The 24211-nt window shown below is 40.7% G+C and carries 24 protein-coding genes; 10 read left to right on the forward strand and 14 right to left on the reverse strand.

From position 1 onward, the window contains the following. Positions 1 to 426: 426 nt before the first annotated feature. Positions 427 to 1545, reverse strand: a complete 1119-nt coding sequence (locus tag B9T34_RS15480; protein ID WP_086214034.1) for an OmpW/AlkL family protein — start codon at positions 1543 to 1545, stop codon at positions 427 to 429. A gap of 195 nt (positions 1546 to 1740) precedes the next feature. Then, the gene (gene aceI / locus B9T34_RS15485) at positions 1741 to 2163 is read right to left on the reverse strand and encodes a chlorhexidine efflux PACE transporter AceI (protein ID WP_086214035.1); all 423 of its coding nucleotides are present in this window, start codon (positions 2161 to 2163) and stop codon (positions 1741 to 1743) included. A gap of 125 nt (positions 2164 to 2288) precedes the next feature. Here aceI and B9T34_RS15490 point away from each other — a divergent pair, with 125 nt between their 5' ends. The 4 genes from B9T34_RS15490 to B9T34_RS15505 all read left to right on the forward strand — a co-directional run bounded on the left by B9T34_RS15490 (position 2289) and on the right by B9T34_RS15505 (position 6288). Continuing rightward, a complete protein-coding gene (locus tag B9T34_RS15490) occupies positions 2289 to 3179 on the forward strand; it encodes a LysR family transcriptional regulator (RefSeq protein WP_086214036.1) in 891 nt (296 codons plus the stop codon). An 89-nt stretch (positions 3180 to 3268) separates the two neighbouring features. Then, positions 3269 to 4258 carry a transaldolase gene (tal, locus tag B9T34_RS15495; protein WP_086214037.1) on the forward strand — a complete coding sequence of 330 codons (990 nt, stop codon included), beginning with the start codon at positions 3269 to 3271 and terminating at the stop codon, positions 4256 to 4258. Between the two features lie 72 nt (positions 4259 to 4330). After that, positions 4331 to 4981: a leucine efflux protein LeuE gene (gene leuE, locus B9T34_RS15500; RefSeq protein ID WP_086214038.1), complete on the forward strand. Its 651-nt coding sequence runs from the start codon at positions 4331 to 4333 to the stop codon at positions 4979 to 4981. A gap of 140 nt (positions 4982 to 5121) precedes the next feature. Next, on the forward strand, positions 5122 to 6288 hold the full coding sequence (locus B9T34_RS15505) for a benzoate/H(+) symporter BenE family transporter (RefSeq protein ID WP_086214119.1): 1167 nt from the start codon (positions 5122 to 5124) through the stop codon (positions 6286 to 6288). A gap of 55 nt (positions 6289 to 6343) precedes the next feature. On the opposite strand, the gene B9T34_RS15510 is transcribed toward B9T34_RS15505, so the two are convergent. The 3 genes from B9T34_RS15510 to B9T34_RS15520 form a co-directional block, all read right to left on the reverse strand. Continuing rightward, positions 6344 to 6901: a TetR/AcrR family transcriptional regulator gene (locus tag B9T34_RS15510; protein ID WP_086214039.1), complete on the reverse strand. Its 558-nt coding sequence runs from the start codon at positions 6899 to 6901 to the stop codon at positions 6344 to 6346. Continuing rightward, positions 6901 to 7245, reverse strand: a complete 345-nt coding sequence (locus B9T34_RS15515) for a DMT family transporter (RefSeq protein WP_086214040.1) — start codon at positions 7243 to 7245, stop codon at positions 6901 to 6903. Before B9T34_RS15515 ends, B9T34_RS15510 begins: the two co-directional genes overlap by 1 nt. Positions 7246 to 7335: 90 nt before the next feature. Then, complete coding sequence (locus B9T34_RS15520) at positions 7336 to 8331, reverse strand: alpha/beta hydrolase (RefSeq protein ID WP_086214041.1); 996 nt, start codon at positions 8329 to 8331, stop codon at positions 7336 to 7338. A 262-nt stretch (positions 8332 to 8593) separates the two neighbouring features. Between B9T34_RS15520 and B9T34_RS15525 the strand changes: the two genes are divergently transcribed. Then, positions 8594 to 9037: a universal stress protein gene (locus tag B9T34_RS15525; protein WP_086214042.1), complete on the forward strand. Its 444-nt coding sequence runs from the start codon at positions 8594 to 8596 to the stop codon at positions 9035 to 9037. Between the two features lie 96 nt (positions 9038 to 9133). Beyond that, positions 9134 to 9580 carry a universal stress protein gene (locus B9T34_RS15530; protein WP_086214043.1) on the forward strand — a complete coding sequence of 149 codons (447 nt, stop codon included), beginning with the start codon at positions 9134 to 9136 and terminating at the stop codon, positions 9578 to 9580. Between the two features lie 64 nt (positions 9581 to 9644). Here the strand turns inward: B9T34_RS15530 and B9T34_RS15535 are convergent, their stop codons facing one another. The 4 genes from B9T34_RS15535 to B9T34_RS15550 form a co-directional block, all read right to left on the reverse strand. Then, positions 9645 to 10094, reverse strand: a complete 450-nt coding sequence (locus tag B9T34_RS15535) for an RDD family protein (RefSeq protein WP_086214044.1) — start codon at positions 10092 to 10094, stop codon at positions 9645 to 9647. 116 nt (positions 10095 to 10210) lie between these two features. After that, positions 10211 to 10426 carry a hypothetical protein gene (locus B9T34_RS15540; protein ID WP_086214045.1) on the reverse strand — a complete coding sequence of 72 codons (216 nt, stop codon included), beginning with the start codon at positions 10424 to 10426 and terminating at the stop codon, positions 10211 to 10213. A 287-nt stretch (positions 10427 to 10713) separates the two neighbouring features. Further along, positions 10714 to 13323: an aminopeptidase N gene (pepN, locus tag B9T34_RS15545; RefSeq protein ID WP_086214046.1), complete on the reverse strand. Its 2610-nt coding sequence runs from the start codon at positions 13321 to 13323 to the stop codon at positions 10714 to 10716. A 381-nt stretch (positions 13324 to 13704) separates the two neighbouring features. Continuing rightward, on the reverse strand, positions 13705 to 13980 hold the full coding sequence (locus B9T34_RS15550) for a hypothetical protein (protein ID WP_086214047.1): 276 nt from the start codon (positions 13978 to 13980) through the stop codon (positions 13705 to 13707). A 465-nt stretch (positions 13981 to 14445) separates the two neighbouring features. Between B9T34_RS15550 and B9T34_RS15555 the strand changes: the two genes are divergently transcribed. From B9T34_RS15555 to thiM, 3 genes are all read left to right on the forward strand, one after another. Continuing rightward, positions 14446 to 14709: a hypothetical protein gene (locus B9T34_RS15555; RefSeq protein WP_086214048.1), complete on the forward strand. Its 264-nt coding sequence runs from the start codon at positions 14446 to 14448 to the stop codon at positions 14707 to 14709. Between the two features lie 212 nt (positions 14710 to 14921). Next, entirely contained in the window at positions 14922 to 16088 is a 1167-nt protein-coding gene (locus tag B9T34_RS15560; RefSeq protein ID WP_086214049.1) for a hypothetical protein, read from the forward strand. Positions 16089 to 16144: 56 nt separating this feature from the next. Beyond that, positions 16145 to 17026 (forward strand): hydroxyethylthiazole kinase, encoded by an 882-nt coding sequence (gene thiM / locus B9T34_RS15565; RefSeq protein WP_086214050.1) that lies wholly within the window; start codon positions 16145 to 16147, stop codon positions 17024 to 17026. Positions 17027 to 17041: 15 nt separating this feature from the next. Here the strand turns inward: thiM and B9T34_RS15570 are convergent, their stop codons facing one another. Further along, positions 17042 to 17773 carry a hypothetical protein gene (locus tag B9T34_RS15570; RefSeq protein WP_086214051.1) on the reverse strand — a complete coding sequence of 244 codons (732 nt, stop codon included), beginning with the start codon at positions 17771 to 17773 and terminating at the stop codon, positions 17042 to 17044. 316 nt (positions 17774 to 18089) lie between these two features. Next, a complete protein-coding gene (locus B9T34_RS15575; protein WP_086214052.1) occupies positions 18090 to 19613 on the reverse strand; it encodes a TerC family protein in 1524 nt (507 codons plus the stop codon). 474 nt (positions 19614 to 20087) lie between these two features. On the opposite strand from B9T34_RS15575, the gene B9T34_RS15580 reads away from it, so the two are divergent. Continuing rightward, positions 20088 to 20552, forward strand: coding sequence for a MarR family winged helix-turn-helix transcriptional regulator (locus B9T34_RS15580; RefSeq protein ID WP_086214053.1), 465 nt, complete (start codon positions 20088 to 20090; stop codon positions 20550 to 20552). A gap of 13 nt (positions 20553 to 20565) precedes the next feature. Here the strand turns inward: B9T34_RS15580 and B9T34_RS15585 are convergent, their stop codons facing one another. The 3 genes from B9T34_RS15585 to B9T34_RS15595 all read right to left on the reverse strand — a co-directional run bounded on the left by B9T34_RS15585 (position 20566) and on the right by B9T34_RS15595 (position 24051). Next, positions 20566 to 21225: an SOS response-associated peptidase family protein gene (locus B9T34_RS15585; RefSeq protein WP_086214054.1), complete on the reverse strand. Its 660-nt coding sequence runs from the start codon at positions 21223 to 21225 to the stop codon at positions 20566 to 20568. Between the two features lie 106 nt (positions 21226 to 21331). Continuing rightward, a complete protein-coding gene (locus B9T34_RS15590) occupies positions 21332 to 21814 on the reverse strand; it encodes a hypothetical protein (RefSeq protein WP_086214055.1) in 483 nt (160 codons plus the stop codon). A gap of 74 nt (positions 21815 to 21888) precedes the next feature. After that, positions 21889 to 24051 (reverse strand): malate synthase G, encoded by a 2163-nt coding sequence (locus B9T34_RS15595; protein WP_086214056.1) that lies wholly within the window; start codon positions 24049 to 24051, stop codon positions 21889 to 21891. Positions 24052 to 24211: the final 160 nt, after the last annotated feature.

Consider the following 24211-nt stretch of genomic DNA (forward strand, 5'->3'; position numbering starts at 1 on the left):
TTATAAATTAAAAAGCGGCATTCACCTAACAATTAAACTGGGATCAGCATCAATACAGGCCCGTATTTTTAATACACTTTTCACACTAATGGCGCAAAAAAGGTCTTGTGATACACTTTTTACAGCCGAATTAGTATTAATTTTTCCGATAACTTAACCCAAAAATAAAAGATTCTTCAATATAATCATAGATCCATTGGAACACAAAGGTATAAACCAAAACTCATAGAGCCTAACTATAATCTTGTTTTATTAACCGAATCGAATTCTTTAAGTCTATCCATTTGATATAGTTAGAAAGATTTGATAATTGAATAACACTACATTCTTTAAATTTAAAATCTTAAGGAAAAACACCCTTCCAATTAAAATAAAAGTATTCAATTTAAAGGATGCAGATAAAGCGGCTTTAAAAAAAAAGCCTCATTAAAAGCGATACCCCACACCTATATAGGTAATAAGAGGATCAATATCAATTTTAGTTGTAGCATGAATCAGTTGCTGACCTGTTGTTTCATTCATGACATTAATGGTAGTTTTATTATTAAGCTTTGCATATGAAACTGAGGCAACACCATACCAATTCTCAGTTAAATCATAAGTAAAACCTGCTGTAACAATAGGTGCAATTGCATCATCAGCATCAACGTCTACACGCATTGCACCAGAGGATACCTTACCATCCAGCGCTGCCCCTGCTTTATTATCTAAAACATTTTGAATCATATGTCCAGCAGCCTCCAAATCAGATCGAATTTCTGGATTCAACTTAATATCATTAAAATAGGCATACATCAGGCCAGCACCCACATAGGGTCTAAATTTATTTACGCCACTTTTACCAAATTGATATTGTGCTTCTAGAGCTGGTGTCCAAGCGCGTACAGTCGCTGCCTTAGATTTATTTCCCAGATTAGTAATAGGAATATCTTGCTTCAAATCTAAACCATCAGGAAATAATGCCGCAGATGTTCCTGTTGGAGTTGCATGACCTGATAATGGTGCTGTAATTTCCCCTTTTCCTTTAATATCGACTTTCGGTGGAAGTCCCCCAATGAATTGTAATGAAACATTGTCATTTACATAATAATTGAAAGTTAAACCCAATGTATCAACATCATCAGCTTCGAGGCCAGTGCCATCCGCCTGCCAAGAATCCAAACCATTGACTACTGCACTGCCAGACTCACTTGCTAAAACATTTCTATCAGCATCAGATATACCAAACATTCTTAATGCATCTTGATCAATAAGATCTTGAAGTACTTTCTTCGTATTGAAAGGAGTATTCGTTCCATAATCTATACTAGTAGCACTTGGATCTATAGAATTTACAAAAGCTTCTTCACTAATTGACCCAACTGAAGAAACAGTTCCTTGTTTTACGGCCGTACTGATATTAAACGGATTAGCTTTACCTTGCGGCATAACATGCAACCATCCAGCAGAAACCGAAAAACGCTTAAAATTTCCCGATGTTGCTGCAACCCCTGCCTGTGTTACGCCTATTAAAACAAGCGGTACAGCAACTAAGCTTAATTTCATTGTCTTATTCCTTTTCGACATGATTTATTTACAAATAGACTTGTTTGTTTTGTTAATAAACTTTTACTTAATCCATATTTTTAAACTAGTTTTGTTTATTTTTTTTATCGTATGTTAAAATTGTAATTATTTTTATACCCCAAAAGACCTGAACATATCATTTCAGGCCATTAAACACTTTTTACGTGAAATATATCAATATTTAGGTTGGTAACCTAAATATACTTCTATGTGGTCATAACACCATTGGAACACAAAGGTATAAACCAAAATACAGAGGGTCATACTAAAATCCAGCACAATCGCCTGCCAAATGCCCAGTTCTAAAGCATAGGCAACCATAGGAATGGTGGCTAACATTAAACCGCCCTCAAAACCAATGGCATGTAAAATACGCACACCTACTGTTCTTTTCAGCTTTCTTTTTGCTTCAAATTTTTCAAAAAAGTAATTGAAAATCATATTCCAAATCACGGATGTTACAGCCATGGCGATACCCAATACACCTGTTACCTCCATCGGCATTTCAAAAATAAAACTTAATGCTATCGCGATGATCACCAATAAGATGATTTCATAGCTTAGCGCATGGATAATCCTTCTTTTGGAAATCAACATTTTTAAATACTCAGCTTGTTTGTTTAAGATACGCGCATTTTATTTGTATAATTTTGATTGATCGAGTTAGATTCTTTCAGTTTAACTGATAGATTGGATTTATGTTTTCTACACGATAGATTGGTATGAATCTGAATCAAGAACAGCTGATGATTTTTAAAACCGTCATAGAAACCGGTTCATTTTCTGCTGCTGCGCGTAAATTAGGCAAAGTTCCCTCTGCTGTCAGCATGTCCATTGCCAATTTAGAAATTGATTTAAATTTAAAATTATTTGAACGCATTGGCCGAGAACCTATCCCTACAGCCCAAGCCATGACCTTGTTTGAAAAAACCGAACAGCTTTTGGTTGAAATGAACCAGTGGAAACAGCATGCTTTTGCCCTCAGTTCAGGCTTAGAGTCTGCATTGAATATTGTGGTGGTTTCTGAACTGCTGCATACCCGCTGGACTGAATATGTAGCAGTACTTGAACAGCAATTTCCTGAACTGCAAATAAATATCTTTACTGCACCGCAGGAAGATGCACAGAAAATGCTGATTAACGGTACGGCGCAATTTGCGCTCATGTTTGAACGTGAACAGCTGGAAAGCAATGAACAATTTGTAGAGCTTAAACGGCAAGCACTCATTCCTGTCAGTTCAATCCACTCTCCCCTAACGCAGCATCCGCAGCTCAGTTTTGAGCACATTCTGCAAAGTAGGCAAATTGTTGTCGCCAGCCGAGACAAAACCATTCGGCCTGAACTACTGTACTCCAAAACCTATTGGCGGACGGATAATCATCACTCTGCATGCGCCTTGATTTTGCAGAATTTAGGCTGGGGCGTATTGCCCGAAGAAATGCTCTTCGAAAATCCATATCTTCAACAGCAGCTGAAAATTTTAGACTTCACAGACTTCACGCCTAAATTCGAATATTTTGTAGATTTGGTCTGGAATAGAGAAAGCCAGCAAGGTGCAGCTGCTCGTTTTTTGATTAATCACGTCAGAAATCAGCGGAAATCTGCATTTTAAGGCGGATCAAAGTAGGCAATTTACTTGGGTTAAAGCCACTTTGTGATATAAAAGAACAAACAGGCAATAACTTTAAGAACTAGATCGAAATGACAAACTCAGCGTTAAACCAATTAAAAAGCATGACCACTATTGTTGCAGACAGCAGCGATTTATCTGCAATTGAAAAATTTCGTCCCTTGGATGCAACCACGAATCCTTCATTAATTACGGCAGCAGCCAACCAGACAGAAAATAAAGAACTGATTGAAAATGCTTTTGCTCAAGCCAAAGAAGAAGGCTATACGGGCGATGAATTGGTTGAACGCACCATTGATATTTTAACGGTCAAATTTGGCGTAGAAATACTCAAACTGATTGATGGCCGCGTATCAACTGAAGTCGATGCAGCCCTTTCTTATGATACTGATGCAACGATTGCCAAGGCCAAAGAGCTGCTTGAACTTTATAAGCAATACGGCATCAATCAAAACCGCATTTTGATTAAAATCGCTTCAACATGGGAAGGGATTCAAGCCGCTAAATTGCTGCAAGCAGAAGGTATTAACTGTAATCTGACACTACTATTTGGCTTACACCAAGCGCAAGCCTGTGCTGATGCCCAAGTCACCCTCATTTCACCGTTTGTAGGCCGAATTTTAGATTGGTATAAAAAAGCTGAAAATGTAGACAGCTATCCGATTGAAAAAGATCCTGGCGTACTTTCAGTTAAACAGATTTATCACTACTACAAACAGAATGGTGTCAAAACTGAAATTATGGGCGCAAGCTTCCGCAGTACGGCTCAAGTGCTAGGACTTGCAGGATGTGATCTTTTGACTGTCTCTCCAAACTTACTGGCAGAGCTGGAACAAGACACCCAAACTGTTGTGCAGCAGCTTTCAGAACATCATGCGCATTCACATACAGAGCACCCTATTGCAGTTTTAACTAAAGCAGCGTTCAAAGAACAGCTTGAACATGACTTAATGTCATTCCAGCTGCTGCAAGGCGGTATCGACGGCTTTATCAAAGCGCGTGAACAGCTGAGTACACTTTTACGTCAATCATTTGGATTAGATGCTGAAATTCAGGCTTAATTAGAATTTTTCAGCAAGCAGCACAGCTGATGCAGCTATAATGCTTCATCAGCTTTTTTATGGGAATATTCCGTGTTTGGCATCACTGACCTAAGTACCTATATTATTGGGACGTTGTTGATCGTGCTGCTGCCGGGTCCAAACTCAATGTATGTCATGACCATTGCTTCTCGATATGGCATAAAAGCAGGCTATATCGGGGCTTTTGGCGTATATACCGGCGACATGGTGTTAATTCTGCTTACCGCTTTAGGCGCCGCTTCTTTATTGCATGCTTTTCCTTGGCTATTTATTCTGCTGAAAATTGTAGGCGCGGCATATTTAAGCTATTTAGGCATCAAATTGCTGCTTGCAGCCTATCAAACGTGGAATACAACAGCTGCACCTGAACAGGTTCAGCAAAAACAGGAATCCTTAGAACAGCAGCATCCTTTTCGCACAGCGCTTACCATCAGCATCTTAAATCCTAAAGCGATTTTATTTTACTTGTCATTTTTTGTGCAGTTTGTTGACCCTGCTTATGAATATCCTGCGCTTACCTTTACTGCGCTGGCAATTATTCTGCAAATCATCAGCATGAGTTATTTAACGGTATTAATTTTTTCAGGCGCGAAATTAGCAACGTATTTTTCTAACCGCTTTAAGCTTACAGCCTGCTGTGTCGCGTCTGTCGGGATTCTGTTTTGCGGTTTTGGGCTCAAACTAGCAACATCTTCACTTTAAATCATTAGGTCTTTATTGATAGGAATACTCAATCACTAAAGGCCTCTCAATGCTGTGTTTTACCTTTCAGCAAAAAAATGAATCACGTATGATTATTACGCTTTTCAATAAATAAGATGCGCTTTCTGCCGCCGTACATTATGCAAAAACTATTTCATGACTTTTCCGTGCCCGCGGTATTTGCAGGCTTTATTACTTTTCTTGTCGGAATCAGTGTTTCTGCTGTTTTAGTTATTCAGGCCGCTCAAACGCTGGGCGCTTCTAGCGAACAAATTACCTCTTGGTTTTGGGCATTAGGATTAGCCATTGGCTTAAGCGGTTTACTGCTTTCGTGGAAGTTTAAATACCCTGTTGCGACCTCATGGTCTACTGCAGGCCTCGCACTTATTTTGGCCACTGGCAGCGGCTACAGCTTAAATGAAGCTATCGGCGCATTTTTAGTTTGCGGTGTGTTAACTGCAGCACTTGGTTTTTTAGGCATCTTTCAAAAAGTATTGTCTTATATTCCGCAAAGCCTCACCAGCGCCATGCTGGCAGGTGTTTTGCTCAAGTTTGGCATTTCATTATTCGCCAGTATGCAAAATGACTGGGCATTTATTTTGTCTTTATTGGCGGCTTATATTCTGGCAAAACGCTTTTGGCCGCGCTACAGCATCGTCATTACTGTGATTGCCGGCATTGCATTCTGCCCGCTTTTTTTAAATTTCGATATGCCTTCCATAGCCATTGCTATGGCAAAACCGGTCTGGGTCAGCCCTGAGTTCAGCAGTACAGCCATTTTAGGCTTAGCGTTACCTTTATTCGTGATTAATATGGCTTCACAATATTTGCCCGGCTTAGCTATGATCAAGAGCTATGGCTATCAGCCGCATGTTAATCAACTGATTGGCTGGACAGGCACAGCTCAAGCAGTCTTTGCGCCATTTGGCAGTTTTAGTGTCAATATTGCAGCCATCAGCGCGGCCATCAGCTTAGATGACCAAGTGCATCCAGATCCTGCAAAACGCTATATAGCAGGAATGAGCTGCGGATTCTTCTATATTCTCATGGGGATTTTTGCAGCAACTTTGACCAGCTTTTTAATGTCATTTCCCGCTGTATTTATTACGGCACTTGCAGGCATTGCCTTGCTTGGCACCATTAGCCATAACATTGCCATCGCCTTTCAAGATGTATCTGAACGTGAAGCGGCTTTATTAACTTTCTTATTCAGCGCTTCCGGTATTCAATTCTTTGGTATAGGCGCTGCCTTTTGGGGACTGCTCTTTGGTTTTGCCGTGCATTACATTTTAAAGTTTAAAAAATAAGCTTCTTCTCAAAAAAAAGTATCTGACTGCAGATACTTTTTTTGATCATCTTCATTCACTGTACATAGGTACGGCGCAGCAATTCCTGCTGCATATTTTGCATCAGCTGCATATCTTCACTGCAGCCAAATACATTCAGCCAGACACCGTCCGCCGTAAAACGCAGCAGCTGCAGTTCAATTCCGCTGTCTGTCGGCTTATGCTTTGCCAAACGGCCATTCAGCCAATTGAGCCAAACCGCATTAAAAGCATGGTCTGTCAGCATGGTCATCGAAATTGCTGACCATAAACTGCCTATACCTTTAGGTTCTGTTTGCAGCGTAAAGTAAATATAGGCACGGGTGAAACTGCCGTAAGATTCAGAATCTTTTTGCATATATTCATCAACGGCCTGATCCAGCTGAGACAAGACTTCTTGCACCATCGCTTCCAGCAATTTTTGCTTATTTGGATAATGATGAAACACCCCGCCCTTGGTCACACCGGCTAAATCAGCAACAGCCTGAATTGATACTCCAGCCACGCCTTTTTCCGCCGCCAATTGAATAGCAAAGGCGAGGATTTTCTGACGAATCAATTCGGGTTCTTTTTTACGCTGATGAGCATTTTGCATTAATGGCCTGCAGAATGAGAAAAAAGGTTAATCACAATTACACCTGAAACAATCAAAGCGATACCCACTAAAGCAGGAACATCTAAACTTTGACGGAAAACAAAATAGCCAATAACAGCTGTCAATACAATGCCTACACCCGCCCATATTGCATAAGCGATGCCCAGCGGTATGACTTTAATCACTTGAGACAGTAAATAAAACGCTATACAGAATGTAATCACCACAATCAGCGAAGGCCCTATTTTGGTAAAACCTTCCGATTTAACGAGAAAGGTAGAACCTGTCACTTCCGTAATAATTGCGAGGGCCAGCATGCCATAAGCCATATAAATAGGATTCATCACCACACCATAAACATACCTAATGGTTGGTATGTTATATTTTTATAAAAAATAAGCAAGCTTAATACTCAACGTATTCATACATTCAGATTACGGTGTATAGGTTTTTAAAAACTGTATGGTTTGATCAAAGGTTTGTTTACTGGCCTCTTTACCCATCATGAATTGATATTCATGCACCAAAAACTCTTTTGAATCTGGATAAAAAGCTTCTGTTACAGGAATGCCATATTGTTTTAAGCTCTGCACCATCGGCAAAGATTGCGACGCTGTTAAAAAGTCTTTATTGCCGCCGCTGATAAACACAGGGGGATAATTCGCATTCAAATGTTGACGCGGCGAAATACTCGATAAAAATGCGGCATCATTTTTACGTTCAGCGGTATATGCCTGCACTAAATTATTGATCCCCCACTCCAGCAAGCTGATTTCATCGGGCGCGGTATCTACAAAATGATTTAAATCATAAATACCGCAATGCAGGATTAAGCCTTGTAATTGATGCCTTTGAATGACTGGGCTGAAGTTTTGCGCTTGAGCATAGGCTTGGTTTGCAACAAAAGCAGCGTAATGGCTCGCCATATTGGCGCCAGCCGAATCACCAGCCAAATACAGCTTATTGGCATTGATATGCAATTGCGCCGCATGCGACTGTATATAGCTTAAGGCCTGATTAATTTGATGCAGCTGCTCTGGGTACACTGCTTGAGGTGCAAACTGATATTCTACAGCGACCACATTATAGCCCTGCGCCGCCAGCAGTTTAAAATAGCCTCGGGCATGCTCTTTGGAGCCAGAAATCCAGCCTCCGCCATGAATCCACACCACAGTTGGGCGAAGCCCTTGCGCTGCAATATCTTGCGGCTGATAAAGATCAAAGTGCAGCTTAGGGTTATCTAGATACTGAATATTGTTTTGCACCAATACATCTGCTGGCGCGTGCCGATCAATAAATTTTTTTTGAATTTCGGTCGAAGTATTAAAAACACCGGCAATCAATTTCGTATTGTTTTGCAAATTTTGGCATGCAGTTAGATTCAAGAATAAGCCGCAGACACACAGCATTAGTGCAATTTTCAACGTCATTAACCCATGGTGTAAATATGGTATTTTAATCTGCAAACAGGATAAATTGCGCAAAATTTACAAGTCTTTGTTTTCATGCCAATCTTCCCGAAAACCAATCTTTACGCTCAGTTTTATTTGCAAACCAATTGGCAAATGAGTTCAAAAATTTATGCTAATTTTATGAAATTACAATATTTTTCCTAATATTAAATTGAACAGCACCACACAATATGCTATCAATGAATGAAAGGGTCATAACAATATATTCGGAGGTTCTGTCATGTCTTATCATCAAATTTTAGTACCCGTAGACGGCTCGCAAATCTCTTTTTCCGCTGTAAAAAAAGCAGCGCAAATCGCGAAAGCATTTAACAGCCAGCTGACTTTGATCAGCCTTGTTGCAGAAGATCCATTTACCGATGCAGACTTTTATTACTCGTCTGCCATTATGAAAGAATATTTTGTCCAAGCGCATGCAAATGCGACTAAGTCTCTATCAGAAGCGCTGGAATATACTCAAGCCGAAGGTGTAGACGCCAAAACTAAAATTATTAAAGGACAAGTTTCTGCTGAAGGCATTGCCGAAGCTGCGGCTGAACTCAAAGCAGATTTAATTGTTATGGGCTCTCATGGCCGTAAAGGTTTTCAAAAAATGCTGCTGGGCAGCTTTGCGCAAGATGTACTGCGCAATACTGAATTGCCTGTACTGATTATTAAATCTTAATATCGGCCTAAGCCCGCCTTTTGGCGGGTTTTTGCTATCTGAAAAGAACATCTTAAAAATTGAAAATGATAGAACAAAGTACATAAGGAGCAGCGCATGACCACTTACCAGCACATTCTCGTCCCTGTAGATGAATCCCCTATTTCTTACGCTGCTGTAGAACATGCATTAGCCTTAGCCAAATCACTGAACAGTCAAGTCACTCTCATGAGCGTGATTGCTGTAGATCCTTTTGTTGGCGTAGATTTTTATAAAGTAGCGCCTGCTATTACAGACTATTTTATGCAGGCAGAGAAAAAAGCCAAAGAACGCTTGGAAGAAATTAAACTATCTTTTGACCGTGATAATGTTGCCGTCAGCACGAAACTCCTTCATGGCGTATCCCCTGCAGAAGGCATCATGCATGCAGCAGACGAAATTGGCGCTGACCTAATCATTATGGGCTCACACGGCCGTACTGGCATTCAAAAAATGTTTTTAGGCAGTGTGGCACAGAATGTTCTGACTCAGTCTCCTATTCCCGTACTGATTGTCAAAATCTAATTTACGGCGCAAAGACTAAATAATCCCTCAAATGAGGGATTTTTAGCTTATGGAGCTTACCTCTTTAATCTGTAGTTCTAATGACGACAGTATTGGCCATTTTGTCATGCCAGCCCTGCTTGCGCTTATCAAAAGCCACCCAAAAGATTCCAATCATGAAGACCAGCATTGCAGGGAAATACCCAATATAGCGGATCAGTGCCTGTTTCAAATTCAGCGGATTGCCTGAATTGGCATCAACAATTTTCATGCCCAATAAAATCTTGCCTGGAGACGCAGACCACAGCATCCAAACCAAAATGGTATATAAAAAAGGCAGAATATAATTCATAAGAATATCAAACCACACAACCTGTGGCTGTTCTGATAAACCTGTAGCAAGAATCAAATCCCAATCCCCGTGGTAGAAAAGCCAGAGTAAAGGATAGATCGCAACCATCATAATAAGAATATCAATCAGCGAAGCGCCAATCCGCACCCAAAAGCCCGCATATTCAACATCTGTATCCAGCATTATTATTACCCTTATTGTTGTTGTTTTAATTTAACCTAAATTTAAACCAGCCTCGACCTCTATGCATTGTAAAAAACAAAAATCCCTCAAATGAGGGATTTCACATACAACACGCTTTATGACTTGCTGATGCTTTGATGCAAGCTTTGCAAATAGGCTTCTGCTTGGGCGCCATTACTGAATGACTTCTCCAAAAGCCCCGTGCTCTGCACACTGTTTGGCGTATATTCAACCGCAACAACAAAGGTGCCTTCATGAGGATTTCTAGAGATTTTAACCGCAATAATATGCTGTGAGTTTAAATAGAAACCATCTTCAACTTTAACTAACATGCTTGCCTCAGCTTGATAACTTCCACACCTTGACGCATTTCAAGCATCAATAAGTGTGTCAAAAATCTAAACAATTTAGACCTTAAGGCATTAAATGTTACCCCTTAAATGTGATTTATTTAATACTATTCACATAATTAATGTAATTTCATCAATAAACCAAGTAAATTCAATTAATTATTGCCCAATAAAAATACCGATTATTTCAATCGGTATTTTAGTCTATTTTTCTAGCATAATTTTAAATACCTCTTGCACTTGACAGTACAAGAGGTTTTTATTTTAAATTATACATTTAGCATGCTATTTAAAGTTTCTACCACATTTTTCGATTTGACTTGAGGTTTAAGCGCTTCCAACTCAGTTTTCACTGTACTGCGCTGCGGTTCCGCTAGGGTATACCAGCGTGATAACGCTTGCAGCAGACGAGAACCCACAATTGGGTTTTTCTCATCGAGATATTTCGCCAATTGAATAAAATGCTGAACGCCGAAGCTCCATGTATTGACTGGATTGGCATTTAAGCCGCCGCTCACAGAGCGAATGCGGTTCGGCACAGCCAAATCATAATCTGAATGTGAAGTCAGGTACGCTAAAGTCTCCGCAGTCGCATTAGGATGAGCCGCTTGAACCATAAACCACTGGTCTAAAGACAAGGCTTCATCTTTAAAGCGTGCATAGAAATCTTCCAGTGTAGCTTTAGCTTGCGGTGCATCATTCCATACCAGTACACGCAAAGCGCCCAAACGCTCAGACATATTGCCTGTGGATTGATATTGCTGATGCGCCAAATCAAACGCTTCTGTGTCGCCTTGACGCGCCAGCATAGTGAGCATGATATTTTTCAGCGCACGTACACCCATGGCTTGTGAAAACTCTTTTTGACTGTCTGGATCTAAAGCCAAATAGGTTTCTTTGCAAAAACCGCCAAAAGCGAGTGCGAGCTGTGACAGCAGCGCATTGCGCTTTTCTTGAATCAGCACTGGATTATAGTTTTCATCAATGCGGCTGCCCAAATAACCTTCAGTAGGCACATCAAATAAGCGTGATACCAATAATGGATCTTTATTGATTAAATCAGGCACAGTATTCTGCATTGCCTGTACGTAAATCTCTGAAGCATGATCATTCAGTAAAATACGTTCAAGTAAAGTTTGCGCAGCCTGCCATTGGTTAAAGCCATTGGTTTCATACTGCATTAAGAACGCTAATTCTTCATCGGAATAGTTAAAATCCAGATTGACTGGCGCAGAGAAATTACGCAGTAAAGAAACAACCGGTTTAGCTTCTACACCGCTAAATTCAATGCTGGCTTGATCTTGATCAAATAAGTAAACACCGTCTTTAACGCCATTTTCAAACAATACAGATGAATTTAAGGTCAGCTGCTCGCCTGTTTCTGCGTTAAACAGCGCTAAGGCCACTGGAATAGGTACCGCTTTTAGGTTTGGATATTTGGGATGCGTTTTCAGGCTTTGCTTAAAGCTCAAACGGTAAGTTTTCGCCGCAGCATCATATTCACCTTGTGCTTCCAGTTTTGGTGTACCTGGCTGGTTGTACCATGTCAGAAATGCAGATAAATCAATACCTGAACCTGCAGTTAAAGCAGCAACCCAATCTTCTACCGTAACGGCTTGGCCATCATGGCGTTTGAAATATTCGTCAGTACCTGCACGGAATTTTTCTCTGCCCAATAAGGTAGACATCATGCGGTTAATTTCCGCACCTTTTTCGTATACTGTCGCAGTATAGAAGTTATTAATCTCGACAAAATGGTCAGGACGCGGCGGATGCGACAGCGGGCCTGAATCTTCAGGGAACTGATGCCCTTTCAGCACAGCTACATCATCAATACGCTGTACAGCAGCAGACTGTAAATCTTCAGAGAACGACTGATCACGGAAAACCGTCAGCCCTTCTTTTAAACACAATTGGAACCAGTCACGGCAGGTAATGCGGTTGCCTGTCCAGTTATGGAAATATTCATGCGCAATGACAGACTGCACACGCATGATGGCAGCATCTGTTGTGAATTCTTCATCGGCCAAAACGCATGACGTATTGAAGATATTCAGGCCTTTATTTTCCATAGCGCCCATATTGAATGCGCTAGTTGCGACAATCATATAGTTATCTAGGTCATAAGCGCGGCCATAATGCTCTTCATCCCATTGCATTGAATGCTTTAAGGCTTCCATCGCAATACGGCATTTCGGAATGTCTTTTTCTTCTGCGTAAATTTCCAGTGCGACATTTCGGCCTTCAGAAGTCACATAATGATCTTTCATGACAGCCAAATCACCAATCACACAGGCAAACAAATAGCTCGGCTTTTTAGTTGGATCTTGCCAGATTGTATAGTGACGGTCAGAACCCGCTTCGCCGGCTTCAATTAAGTTGCCATTGGCCAAAAGTACAGGGAATTTTTTGTCTGCTTCAACGCGTGTGGTAAAGACTGAGAGTACATCTGGACGGTCAGGATAGAAGGTGATTTTTCGGAAACCTTCAGGCTCGTTTTGAGTCACGAATAAATCGCCGCCAGCTTGATACAAGCCTTCAAGCTGCGTATTGGATTCTGGATGAATGATGACTTGCGTTTCAATCACTGCGTGTTCTGGTGCATTTGCAATGACCAGCTGTTCTGAGTCTAATTTGTACTCACTTTCAGAAAGTGGCTTACCGTTTAAAGAAATGGATTTTAGTTCTAGGTCACGGCCAAGTAAAACAAGGTCACCTGCAGTCTGACGCTGCATTACCAATTTACTGAGCACATGGGTATAGTCATCATAGACTTGAATATCTAAATCAATACTCTCGACCAAAAAGGACGGCTTTTGATAGTCTTTTAAATAAACAGTTTGGTCTGCTTCGACCACTGGATTTGCCGCAATATTCATATAATGTCCTATTCCTTCGTTTTTAGGCATTGAGCATAACGCACTTGGCTATGCTTCGATCTTAGAGCAACATGCAGTCACTGTCTGCGTTTTACATTGTTTTATCTATGGGCGCGTTATAATTTATTTTCAATTGCAATCACTGAATAAATTGTCAGGCTGACACTTATTTAAGCAATCTTTTATATAAAGTACTTAAAAACAATACTAAGCCTGCCGAAATAATCACGAGCCACAAAGTACAGCGGCGCACATCGGGACTTGATAAAAAAGAAAAAGCACCGTGATGGTGCTTTAGCATACTGGTTTGGATCACTAGAAACTGCAAATGATGCCACGTATACGCTGATTAATTGCGCTTACCCGATGAAAATAAGTCTGTTAGGCCTCAGCAAAAATCAAATCCAAAGCACCTTCATAGTCTACTGCAAAATGAAAATTAAAACGTGTGATTGTGGCTTTTAAAAATTGTTCAATTTCTTGTGTAGCCCCAGCCACATAAATCGTCGCAACCTGATGCTGCGCAGCCAATGCTAATAATTCTGCGGTTTTTTCTAGTGTTTTATCATGTCCAATCACCAGCGCACCGACCATGCCTTGGCTTCGTTTATACAGCTGCATGCGGGTAATATTGCTGGTCTTGAGTGCATCGGACATTGTCTTTCCATCCATGTTTCGGCGTGATAATTTAAGCCTAATTAATTCAACTTTGACGATTTTGGGGAACATGCTGCTCAATCTGCAGCGGACGTTCCGAATTCAACAGTACCCGTTATAACATAAGCTCCTATCAGCGAATAGCAGTGTCAGCCATTTCATTTATATGGTTTTTTATAGATAGCTCACTTATGCACCATATCATCGCAAAAATGCCACCGCATGGCGCCATGAATAAACGAGTGCCCATCTAGTACAGCGTTAGTATTCTTAAGCTCATTGCACGATGCCAATATTTAAGTTTTGTTACCTTTTAATAAGTTATTTTTATTCATTAAGTTAATTCAACACTTTCAATAAAACCAATATTAGCATCAGCAAATCGGCCTATCTTGCACAGTAATTGCATAGATATAAGCTGTACACAAAAGCAATTCATCCATAGAAAACAAAAAGAGGTGCAAGATGTATTTAAAAGACCATATCGTCCGCGTTGAAAACATCAAAACCCTGCAAGCGCTTGATGCAGCGAATATTGATCATAAAGTGATTGCAATGTTTATGACCTGTGAAGGTATCCCCATGCAAACTTATGAGGTCAGCGCCATTATTAACAGCTACGATGTTTTAGGCGTCAAAAAAGTTCCGAGCAAAAAAGCCCAAGCGCTCATTCATGCAAAACACATTGGACAGGAGGATGAATCACTGCCGTGCCCAGCGGCATACTGAAGCTTTAACATAAAACAATCCGTCTATTCAGATTGTTTGCCCATTTGTAGAAGTTGTCATTATTCATCCCAGACAGAGCTGAAACATTCAGCTCTTTTTTATTGTGCGGCATGAAACTGTACACGGCCTATATTTAAGCATTCAAACTGCTTTGCCGGCTGCATTGCTGTGTATAATGAAAACCCATTCAGCAAAAAGACACAGTCCTCCTTATGCTTCAAATACTGCAAAGAAATTTAGATGAAAGTACACACTGCCCACTGTGCCGTGCATCTATGTTTTGGGTAGAAGCAGAACAATATGGACAAGAGATTAACTACCATGAATGCAGCTACTGCGAACACAAAGTCTTTCTAGATAAAACATTGAACTGCCATTGCAGCGCCTGCCAAAACAACCGTAAAAAGCTGATTAAAGAAGCGCTGCATCAAGAAAACTACAAACAAAAAATGAAAGGGAAAGACAAGGACTTTATAGAAGTTGGACTTTCTCAAATCAGCTTTATTCAAAAATTATATTTATTGTCTATTTTGGATGATCAAGTTTTTGAAAACTCGCAGCATAATGAGTATATAGATTGGGAAAAAATAAAATACGCGCCTATTTCCCCCAATTACCTATACCAAAAAAGCCTGACAAAACGCCTGATTGATCAGCATGTGCTGAGTTTAAAAGATGATGCATCAGAATCTGGACAATACTATATTAATGTCCGTTTAGACGGCTATTCAGAACCTAGCTTATACAGTATTACGCATCGTTTGCGCTTATGGTTTTATGAAAATCTGTCACACGGCATTCCATTCAAAAGCTCAGATGAAGTCAAAGATGCAATTTATGAATTGCTGTATGAAAAAATTGTTCAATTCATTCAATTCTACTGCAAGCTCTGGCAAGTACAGATTTCCGGCAACAGCGGATTAAGGACGCTATGCTACCGTTTGCTGGACAGTCTCGCTGTAGGGCAAATTTTTTATTTAATGCAGACAGCTTTGGATTATTTGCATCAGCAAAAGCTGCTGCAGCCGCGCAATGAAAAATTCATCAATACCAATTTATTAAAAAAAACAGTGCAGCAATACCGTGAGCGCAGCATTGCTGAAAAATGGGTAACAACCACTCTACCGCATCCGCCGCAGCTGCAAATGTCTAAAATGATAGAGGTTTTATTCTTTAGATTTTTAAACTGCGACGAATCCGTCTTTGTGCAGCCCATTTGGAAAATTTGGGAAAAAGTTGAACCCCGTTTAAAGTTCTATGCCCTCAAACGCTGTATGCACTGCGGTTCAGATGAACTGGATGTAGACTTTGATGCAGACAATCATGTGTCCTTATTCTGCAGGAACTGCAAACAGCAAGACCACTATTTTACCCGCTAAAATTTTCACTTATTATAAATCTGTGCATCACTTCAATTGCGCAAGGAACACGCCCAATGAATCAACCTGAACAGCTGCAGAGCACTCTAGATCAAGAGACTAAAACTAAGCTGCATGATTTAACTGCCCCCCTATTGCAGCAAGTCATCGATGCATGGATAGAACTGCGCATTCAGCAGCCGCTAATTCACATCATAACCAATGGCGTAGCCAACAATTATGTGGCGAATGTATTGCTGGCTGCGGGCGCCTCCCCAGCCATGATTGACAATCCTTTTGAAGCTGAAGGCTTCGCCAGTATTGCAAGCGCCATTAATTTAAATTTAGGCATGCCCAGTTCAGAGCAGATGCAAGCCATGCAGATCGCAGCGCAAACAGCGCAAAGCCTTGGCAAAATTTGGGTGCTGGATCCCGTAGGCTATGGCCCCGTTTTAAAATGGCGCTCTGAAATGACTGACAGCCTTTTGCAGTACAAGCCCACCATTATCCGCGGCAATGCATCCGAAATAGCGGCCTTAGCTGGCAGTCAAATTCAATCTAAAGGCGTGGACAGCACCATCAGCAGTGAATCTATTTACTTGCAGGCACAGTCCCTCCTTGAGCATGCTGAATGCATTGCTATTTCAGGTGAATCTGACTTTATATTATCTAAAGAGCTGAAAGCCGTTATTCAAGTGAATGGCGGTTCATATTTACAGCCTAAAATAACAGCTTCAGGCTGTGCGCTTGGCGCCTTAACTGCAGCCTATTGCGCTGTCAGCAGTACGGTTACGGCTGGAAGCATGGCGGCACATATACATTTTGCTATCGCAGGCAAGAAGGCTTATGAACGCGCCAATACCGTAGGCAGCTTCAATGTCGCTTTTTTAGACGAAATCTATAGCCTCAATGAAGATGATTTCATTCAATACAGCGATTTCAGCATACTTCCGCTTTAGTACAGCGCTGCATAATTAGCGGACTTTTCTGCCTATAGCTAAATTAAAGATGGTTTCACATATTGTCACTATATCTAATTTAGATACACACATCAGGCCCATGCCATCAAAATAGTCTGGCACATGCTGCAGGAAAAATTGATTATGTGAATCTGCACGGTTACGCAAACGCACCAATTGTTCTGGAGTCACTTTAGGCATATCGCAGGCATGCACAAAAATGTTGTCACCGCGCACCTGTGCCTCTATACGATGATGCTGCATCATATACAGCACCTCAGCATGCTGTTTAGGCATAACCCTCCCTACCCGCGGATAAAAATGCATAGAGCGGGAAGCAAATAAGGTATATACCTTCGGCTGCATTAATGTCGTTACAAACCAGAGCGGCGTTGCTGGATGACGGAGCTTAAAACCCAATGCAATGCGTATTGCAGAATTCAGGCTCAAATTTCGCCTGCGGTATTCTGTCAAAAATCCAGCTCTAGAGCTGATGACAAATACAGGCTCTCCCTCTAATTGCAGTTTTAAAATTGGAATAATATTCTGACCGACCAACTTGCCGCGATGAAAATAATGCACGATTGGAATAGAAACAGCTGACACATCATAAATATAGCTATAGAGCTGTTCAATGGTTGAGTTTGGGAAAATCAGATGATCAAACTCCCATATTTTCTGGAATTGGATATGCTTTTCTGCTTGTGATAATTGGACAAAATCAATCACAGTTTCTGTAATTTTCATTAGAGAATTTCCAAATTTGTTATTGAGTGCATGATTTTCAAATTTATGCATCTTGTTTTAGTTCACTGCCGCGGTGCTCTATTGAGTATGAGCAATAAAAACACGCCCTGCGCAGACAGGTGAATTTGTTTATTTTTTAATCCAATGATTATATTCGTAATATCGAAAAATTTATACGCTACATAGAAGCAAAATGTAACAGCTTGGTTTACGCTAAATTATTTTTTTCAGTCAATGCAATTCATCAAGTCAAAAAAAACCAGCCTATATACATAAGCTGGTTTTTTTCAAATCATCAAATGATGAAATTTAAAAATTACACTTGGATATGTACCGTCTTAATCCGGTTGCCATCCATCTCAGTCACTTTGAATTGAACACCTTGGTAATTCAACTCCGTGCCAAGCTCAACATTGCCTTGCATCTTATCGAGAATCAAGCCAGATACGCTGATATAGCCAGCATCGTCTTCAACCAAATCCAGCATGCCTAATTCAAGTTCTAGCTGATAAACGTCCAGCATGCCTGAAGCCTGCCATTCGCCGTCTGCAATTTTGATCAGATCCAGCTGTTCGTCCGCATCTGGGAATTCACCCGCAATCGCTTCAAAAACATCCAGCGGAGAAATCAGACCCTGCACATTGCCAAACTCATCAGACACCATCACCAATGAACCTTTTGAAGTACGAAGTGTATTGATGGCGTCAATCACTTTCATTTTTTCAAAAATATAAATTGGGCGATGCTTTTTGATCAGATCTTTTAATTCAGCTTCATCATCCAATACATCCAGCAGCTCTTTTGCACGAACTATACTGATGACTTTATCCATACTGCCGCGGCAGACTGGAAATAAGCTGTGCGGTACAGACAGGACCTGCTCACGGATTTTCTCAGGTGAATCATTGAGATCGACCCAAGAAATCTGGCTGCGCGGTGTCATGATAGAAGCCACTGAACGCTCTGCTAGCGTCAATACACCGCCGATCATGTAGCGCTCTTCAGCAGCAAATGCTTCCTGCGCCTGCAATTGACCTGCATCGGCAGTTTCAGTTTCTACTTTGCCGCCCATCATTTTCAGAATACTGTCCGCTGTCCGGTGGCGCAGTGGAATTCTAGATTCATGCTTTGCAACATTACGCTGACCAAATTGGTTAAAGGCTTCAATCGCAATCGCCACACCAATACCTGAATAGATATAGCCTTTAGGAATATGGAAGCCAAAACCTTCTGCAATCAAGCTAATACCGATTAACAATAAGAAGCTTAAACACAAAATCACCACAGTTTGGTGACGGTTTACAAACGCAGTTAATGGTTTAGAAGCCAATAGCATTACAGCCATAGCAACAATCATCGCTGCCATCATAATGCGGATATCATCCACCATACCAATCGCGGTAATGACTGAATCTAAAGAGAATACTGCATCGAGCACGACAATTTGCGCGACAACGGCTGCAAAGCTCGCATAGACCACATTATTCGAAACTTTGACTTCCGGCTTACCTTCAATTTTTTCATGCAATTCAGTCACGGCTTTATACACGAGGAATAAACCACCGCCTAAAAGGATGAGGTCACGCCCAGAAAAACTATGATCAAATATATTAATGAGGGGTTCGGTCAGTGTGACTAACCAAGAGATAGCGAACAATAAACCTAATCGCATAAATAATGCGAGCGATAAGCCAAGTACACGGGCTTTATCACGCTGTTCAGGAGGGAGCTTTTCAGCCAAAATTGCAATAAAAACGAGGTTATCAATCCCCAATACAATTTCAAGAATAATTAAAGTAATTAAGCCAACCCATAAACCTGGGTCCATTAAAAATTCCATTATTGTTTATCTCCAAAGCTAAAAGTTGTGAAGCGCGCTTGAAGAAACTTAGACAGACCTACGCACGGCGAGGGATCCATAGATATAACCTATTCAACTGTAGATAAATTAATTATGCACAAAGTTTGAATTTTGTATCTAGTTTTTTGTAATGATTCTTTAAAAAATATCGATCTTGTCATCTTCAAGCTGTAATTGGCTACTATGCGACCAGCACAGCTGGTATTAGAAAAATACAATTTACAATCAAGTCATTATCCTGATCATTAAACATGCAGCATCAATAAGTAAATGCAGATTTTGTTACCCATTTTCTATGCATAAATCTTAAGACACAGCTCAAAGGCAGCTGAAGTCCAAGAACACTTAGCAATTCTTTAATATATTTGATAAAAATCTATTGATATTGCACCAATATTTTTCATAAAATGTCGACTCGTTAAAATAAAATTACAAAAAAATTGGGGACGTTTAATGACGAAAAAATATGCAAAGTTTTTGCCAAGTGGCGATGACTTCAATTTAGAAGACTTTCCATATTATTGGGTCACTCAAGTGCATGCTCAATATGTGTTAAATGTCGATCATGCTTTGAAAAAATATGGAGTTGATAATTCCCGGAGGCGTATTTTACTTGCGTTGAAGTCCAAACCAAATGCAAGTGTTTCTGATTTGTCCGAAATGGTGGTCTCTAAGATGTCTACCACCACTAAAATTGTATACCGCCTCAAAGATGAAGGTTTTGTAAATACCTATTCTTGTGAAGATGATGCACGCATAACCCGTGTCATCTTAACGGAGAAAGGGAATCAGATGACGCAAAAAATCAATGATTTAACGAATGTTGTTTTAGAGCAGTCATTCGAAGGCTTAACACCGCTGCAAATTGAAAAAACGATGGAAAGTTTGAAGCACATTTTCAAAAACCTTTCACGTTAATTCAAAGCAATAATTAATCGAAAAAATTCAGTTGGGGGCTGATTTTTTCGATTTTTATTTTAGGAACATGCGAGCATTCAAATTCTTCTACTGGAAAACCCGTAATAAAACTAGAAATATTCGGAGATTTCCAATTCAGCCATGTCTCAAGCTGCTCATGCGGAATAACAATGACTGAGCGCTTTACATTGCCGGGTTCATGAAATTCTTTCATCATTGGATGGTCTATCGCATCCATGGTCAGCATTGTGGATGATCGAATAATTTCTTGCCCTTTTTGGCAAATCTCATATAAAGCTGCTATATAAAACGCCTTGCCATCTTTGCGTCTTACACCCCATCGCTGCGGTTTATTGTCTATATATTTAGATTCATAAAATTCTGCAACTGGAATCACGCCAAATTTGCATTTATTAACCGCATTTTGAAAGGTCGGCTTTTGCTGTAAAGTCTCGCTTCTCGCATTGTAAGTTTTAAGCGCAATTGAGGTGTCATCGGCCCATTTCGGGATCATGCCAAAATGAACTTTGCGCCATTCCAGCCCTAGCGGCGATTGAAAAAGTAAAGGCAGTTCATAATTTGGATAAATTTCATCTGGACATTCAAACCCCAAGTCAGGCAAACCCAACTGATGCAGTTGGGCTAAAGTTAAGGGCTTGAAGTTTGCACACATGATTTAAAACATTCAAATTGTCTGACGAACATTATATCGCACAGGAGGAATCGTTCAAATTCAGCGGCATTTATAGTGCTAAATTTTAACTAGCAACCTGACCTGCTTAGGGAGCCAGCGGTTTATTGACCAGCTGCATTGCTTTATAAATCCGCCAATACACGATAAAAGAAAAAATAGGATCTAAAATTGTTTCTAAATATTGGTCAATATAATTTTTCACCTGACCGTCAATCAGATGTGCGCCCAAAGACCAAACGGCTGCAAACATCATTAACACGACCAAATACACTACAGCAATACGTAACACAATGGGGAAATACAGCGCCACAAATCGGTTTAAAAAGTTTTTGCCCTGCTCTGCGCCATTCGCTTTAAAAATGGCGTTGGTCCAGCTAATTAATAAACCGACATTAATCAAAAATACAGCAAAATTTATTCTTAAAGGCTGCTCTGGACTAACAATCACAGCAAAGAAAGAAAATAGAATTAATATACTGCTGGCAATATAGTAATTTTTATATTGGACCGCCGTTACTTTATTGAGCCTTAAGTCTTCTATCAGCTTTTGCAAGTTCCAGAAATACATCTATATAGCGTCCTGTTTTATGAATGAACAGCAATGAAAAAAAGCCTCCGAAGAGGCTTTTTTAGATTTACAGATTAGTCACCTGTATAACCTTTTAATTTCAAACGCGCTGCATGCAGAAGCGGCTCTGTATAACCCGATGGCTGCTCGCCGCCTTTGAATACCAAGTCATAAGCAGCTTGATATGCATAACCGTCAAAGCCTGGCGCCATTGGCGTGTAAAGCGGATCATTCGCATTTTGCTCATCCACAATTTTCGCCATGCGCTTGAATACTTCTTCTACTTGCTCAGCAGTCACAATACCGTGACGCAGCCAGTTCGCAACGTGCTGTGAAGAAATACGCAGTGTTGCGCGGTCTTCCATCAAACCTACGTTGTTGATGTCTGGCACTTTCGAACAGCCCACACCCAAGTCAACCCAGCGAACCACATAGCCCAAAATACCTTGCAGGTTATTTTCAAGCTCTTTAGTTTTCTCTTCTTCAGACCAGTTTGTATCTGTCGCTAAAGGCGGAGTTAACAAGTCATCTACAGACAACGCTTCAGTTTTTAGAAGTTCTTGCTGACGGTTAGATACGTTGCACTGATGGTAGTGAATCGCGTGAATTACAGCGCCAGATGGAGACGGAACCCAAGCACAGCTTGCGCCCGCTTCAGGATGCTCAATCTTGGTTTTGTACATATCAGCAAGCATATCTGGTTTTGGCCACATGCCTTTACCAATTTGCGCTTTGCCGCGTAAGCCCGCTTGAAGACCGATCATTACATTACGGTTTTCGTATGCTGGGAACCAGATTTGCGACTTCACTTCGCCTTTACGCACGAATGGGCCTGCTTCCATGAACGTATGGATTTCATCACCAGTACGGTCCATAAAGCCTGTATTAATGAAGATCGTACGATCTTTCGCTTGCGCGATACAGTTTTTCAAGTTCACAGATGTACGGCGCTCTTCATCCATGATCCCGATTTTAAGCGTTTTTTCAGGCAAGCCCAGCGCTTGTTCAGCACGTGAGAACAGTTCTACGGCAAATGCAACTTCTTCCGGACCATGCATTTTTGGCTTCACGATGTACATCGAACCTTTACGAGAGTTCTTAATCGTGTTTTCGCCTTTAATATCTGCAAAAGTCAGTAAAGGAGTAACCAATGCGTCCATAATGCCTTCGTAGATTTCAGCGCCGTCTACAAGGATCGCAGGGTTTGTCATCAAGTGACCCACGTTGCGAAGCAGCATCAATGAACGGCCATGAAGCTTCGTTTCACCGCCAATCAAGTTTTTGTGCGTACGGTCTTGGTTCAATGTACGAGTTACAGTTTTACCGTTTTTCTCGATTGATTCAGACAGTGTACCGCGCATTAAACCTAACCAGTTGCGGTAGCCTTCTACTTTTTCTTCTGCATCAACCGCTGCAATTGAGTCTTCTAAATCTTGAATCGTGGTTAGAGCAGCTTCGAGTACTAAATCTTTAACGCCAGCAGCATCAGTTTTACCGATTGGGCTGTTTGCATCAATTTCGATAACAACATGCAAGCCATTGTTCAGTAATACGATTTCTACAGGAGTGGCTTCATCACCATTAAAGCCAACAAACTGAGCTTCATGCGCTAAAGTTGTTACCGTACCGTCTTTCAGCGTTACTGCAAGCTTTTTGCCTTCTACCGCATATTGAGTCGCATCTGTATGAGAACCTGCAGCCAGCGGGAAAGTTTCATTTAAGAAATTTTTAGCAAACGCGATTACTTTGTCGCCGCGCACTGGGTTATAGCCCTTGCCTTTTTCTGCGCCGCCTTCTTCTGAAATGACGTCAAAGCCGTAAAGCGCATCATATAAAGAGCCCCAGCGAGCGTTTGCAGCGTTTAAGCAGTAACGTGCATTACGCACAGGTACTACAAGCTGCGAACCAGCCAATAATGCGATTTCTTCGTCTACATTTTCTGTGCTGATTTGGAAATCTTCTACTTCTGGTAATAAGTAGCCAATTTCGGTAAGGAAAGCTTTATAAGCTTCGAGTTCAAATTTGTTGTTGCGGTGCCATTCATCAATCTTCGCTTGAATGTCGTCACGCTTAGCCAATAGTGCTTTGTTCTTTGGGCTAAGATCGACAACGACTTGTTCAAAGTTTTTCCAGTAAGTTTCACTGTCCAAACCTGAACCTGGAAGTGCTTCATTTTCGATGAAATCGTAAAGTTCTTTAGCAATCGCTAACTTGCCTTTTTGAATACGTGCAGTCATTGTCTTTCCTGATATTGCTACTTTTTATAACAAGAGATTCCAGTATACCTATTTATACTTAGCTGAATAGCACTATCACATTACTAAATAACGATCATTTTTTAACAAATAAATACCCTCATTTACCTGCTAAAGATGATGTTGGGCAATGCAATATCAC

Source organism: Acinetobacter sp. ANC 3813 (assembly GCF_002135435.1).
Taxonomy (GTDB): Bacteria; Pseudomonadota; Gammaproteobacteria; order Pseudomonadales; family Moraxellaceae; genus Acinetobacter.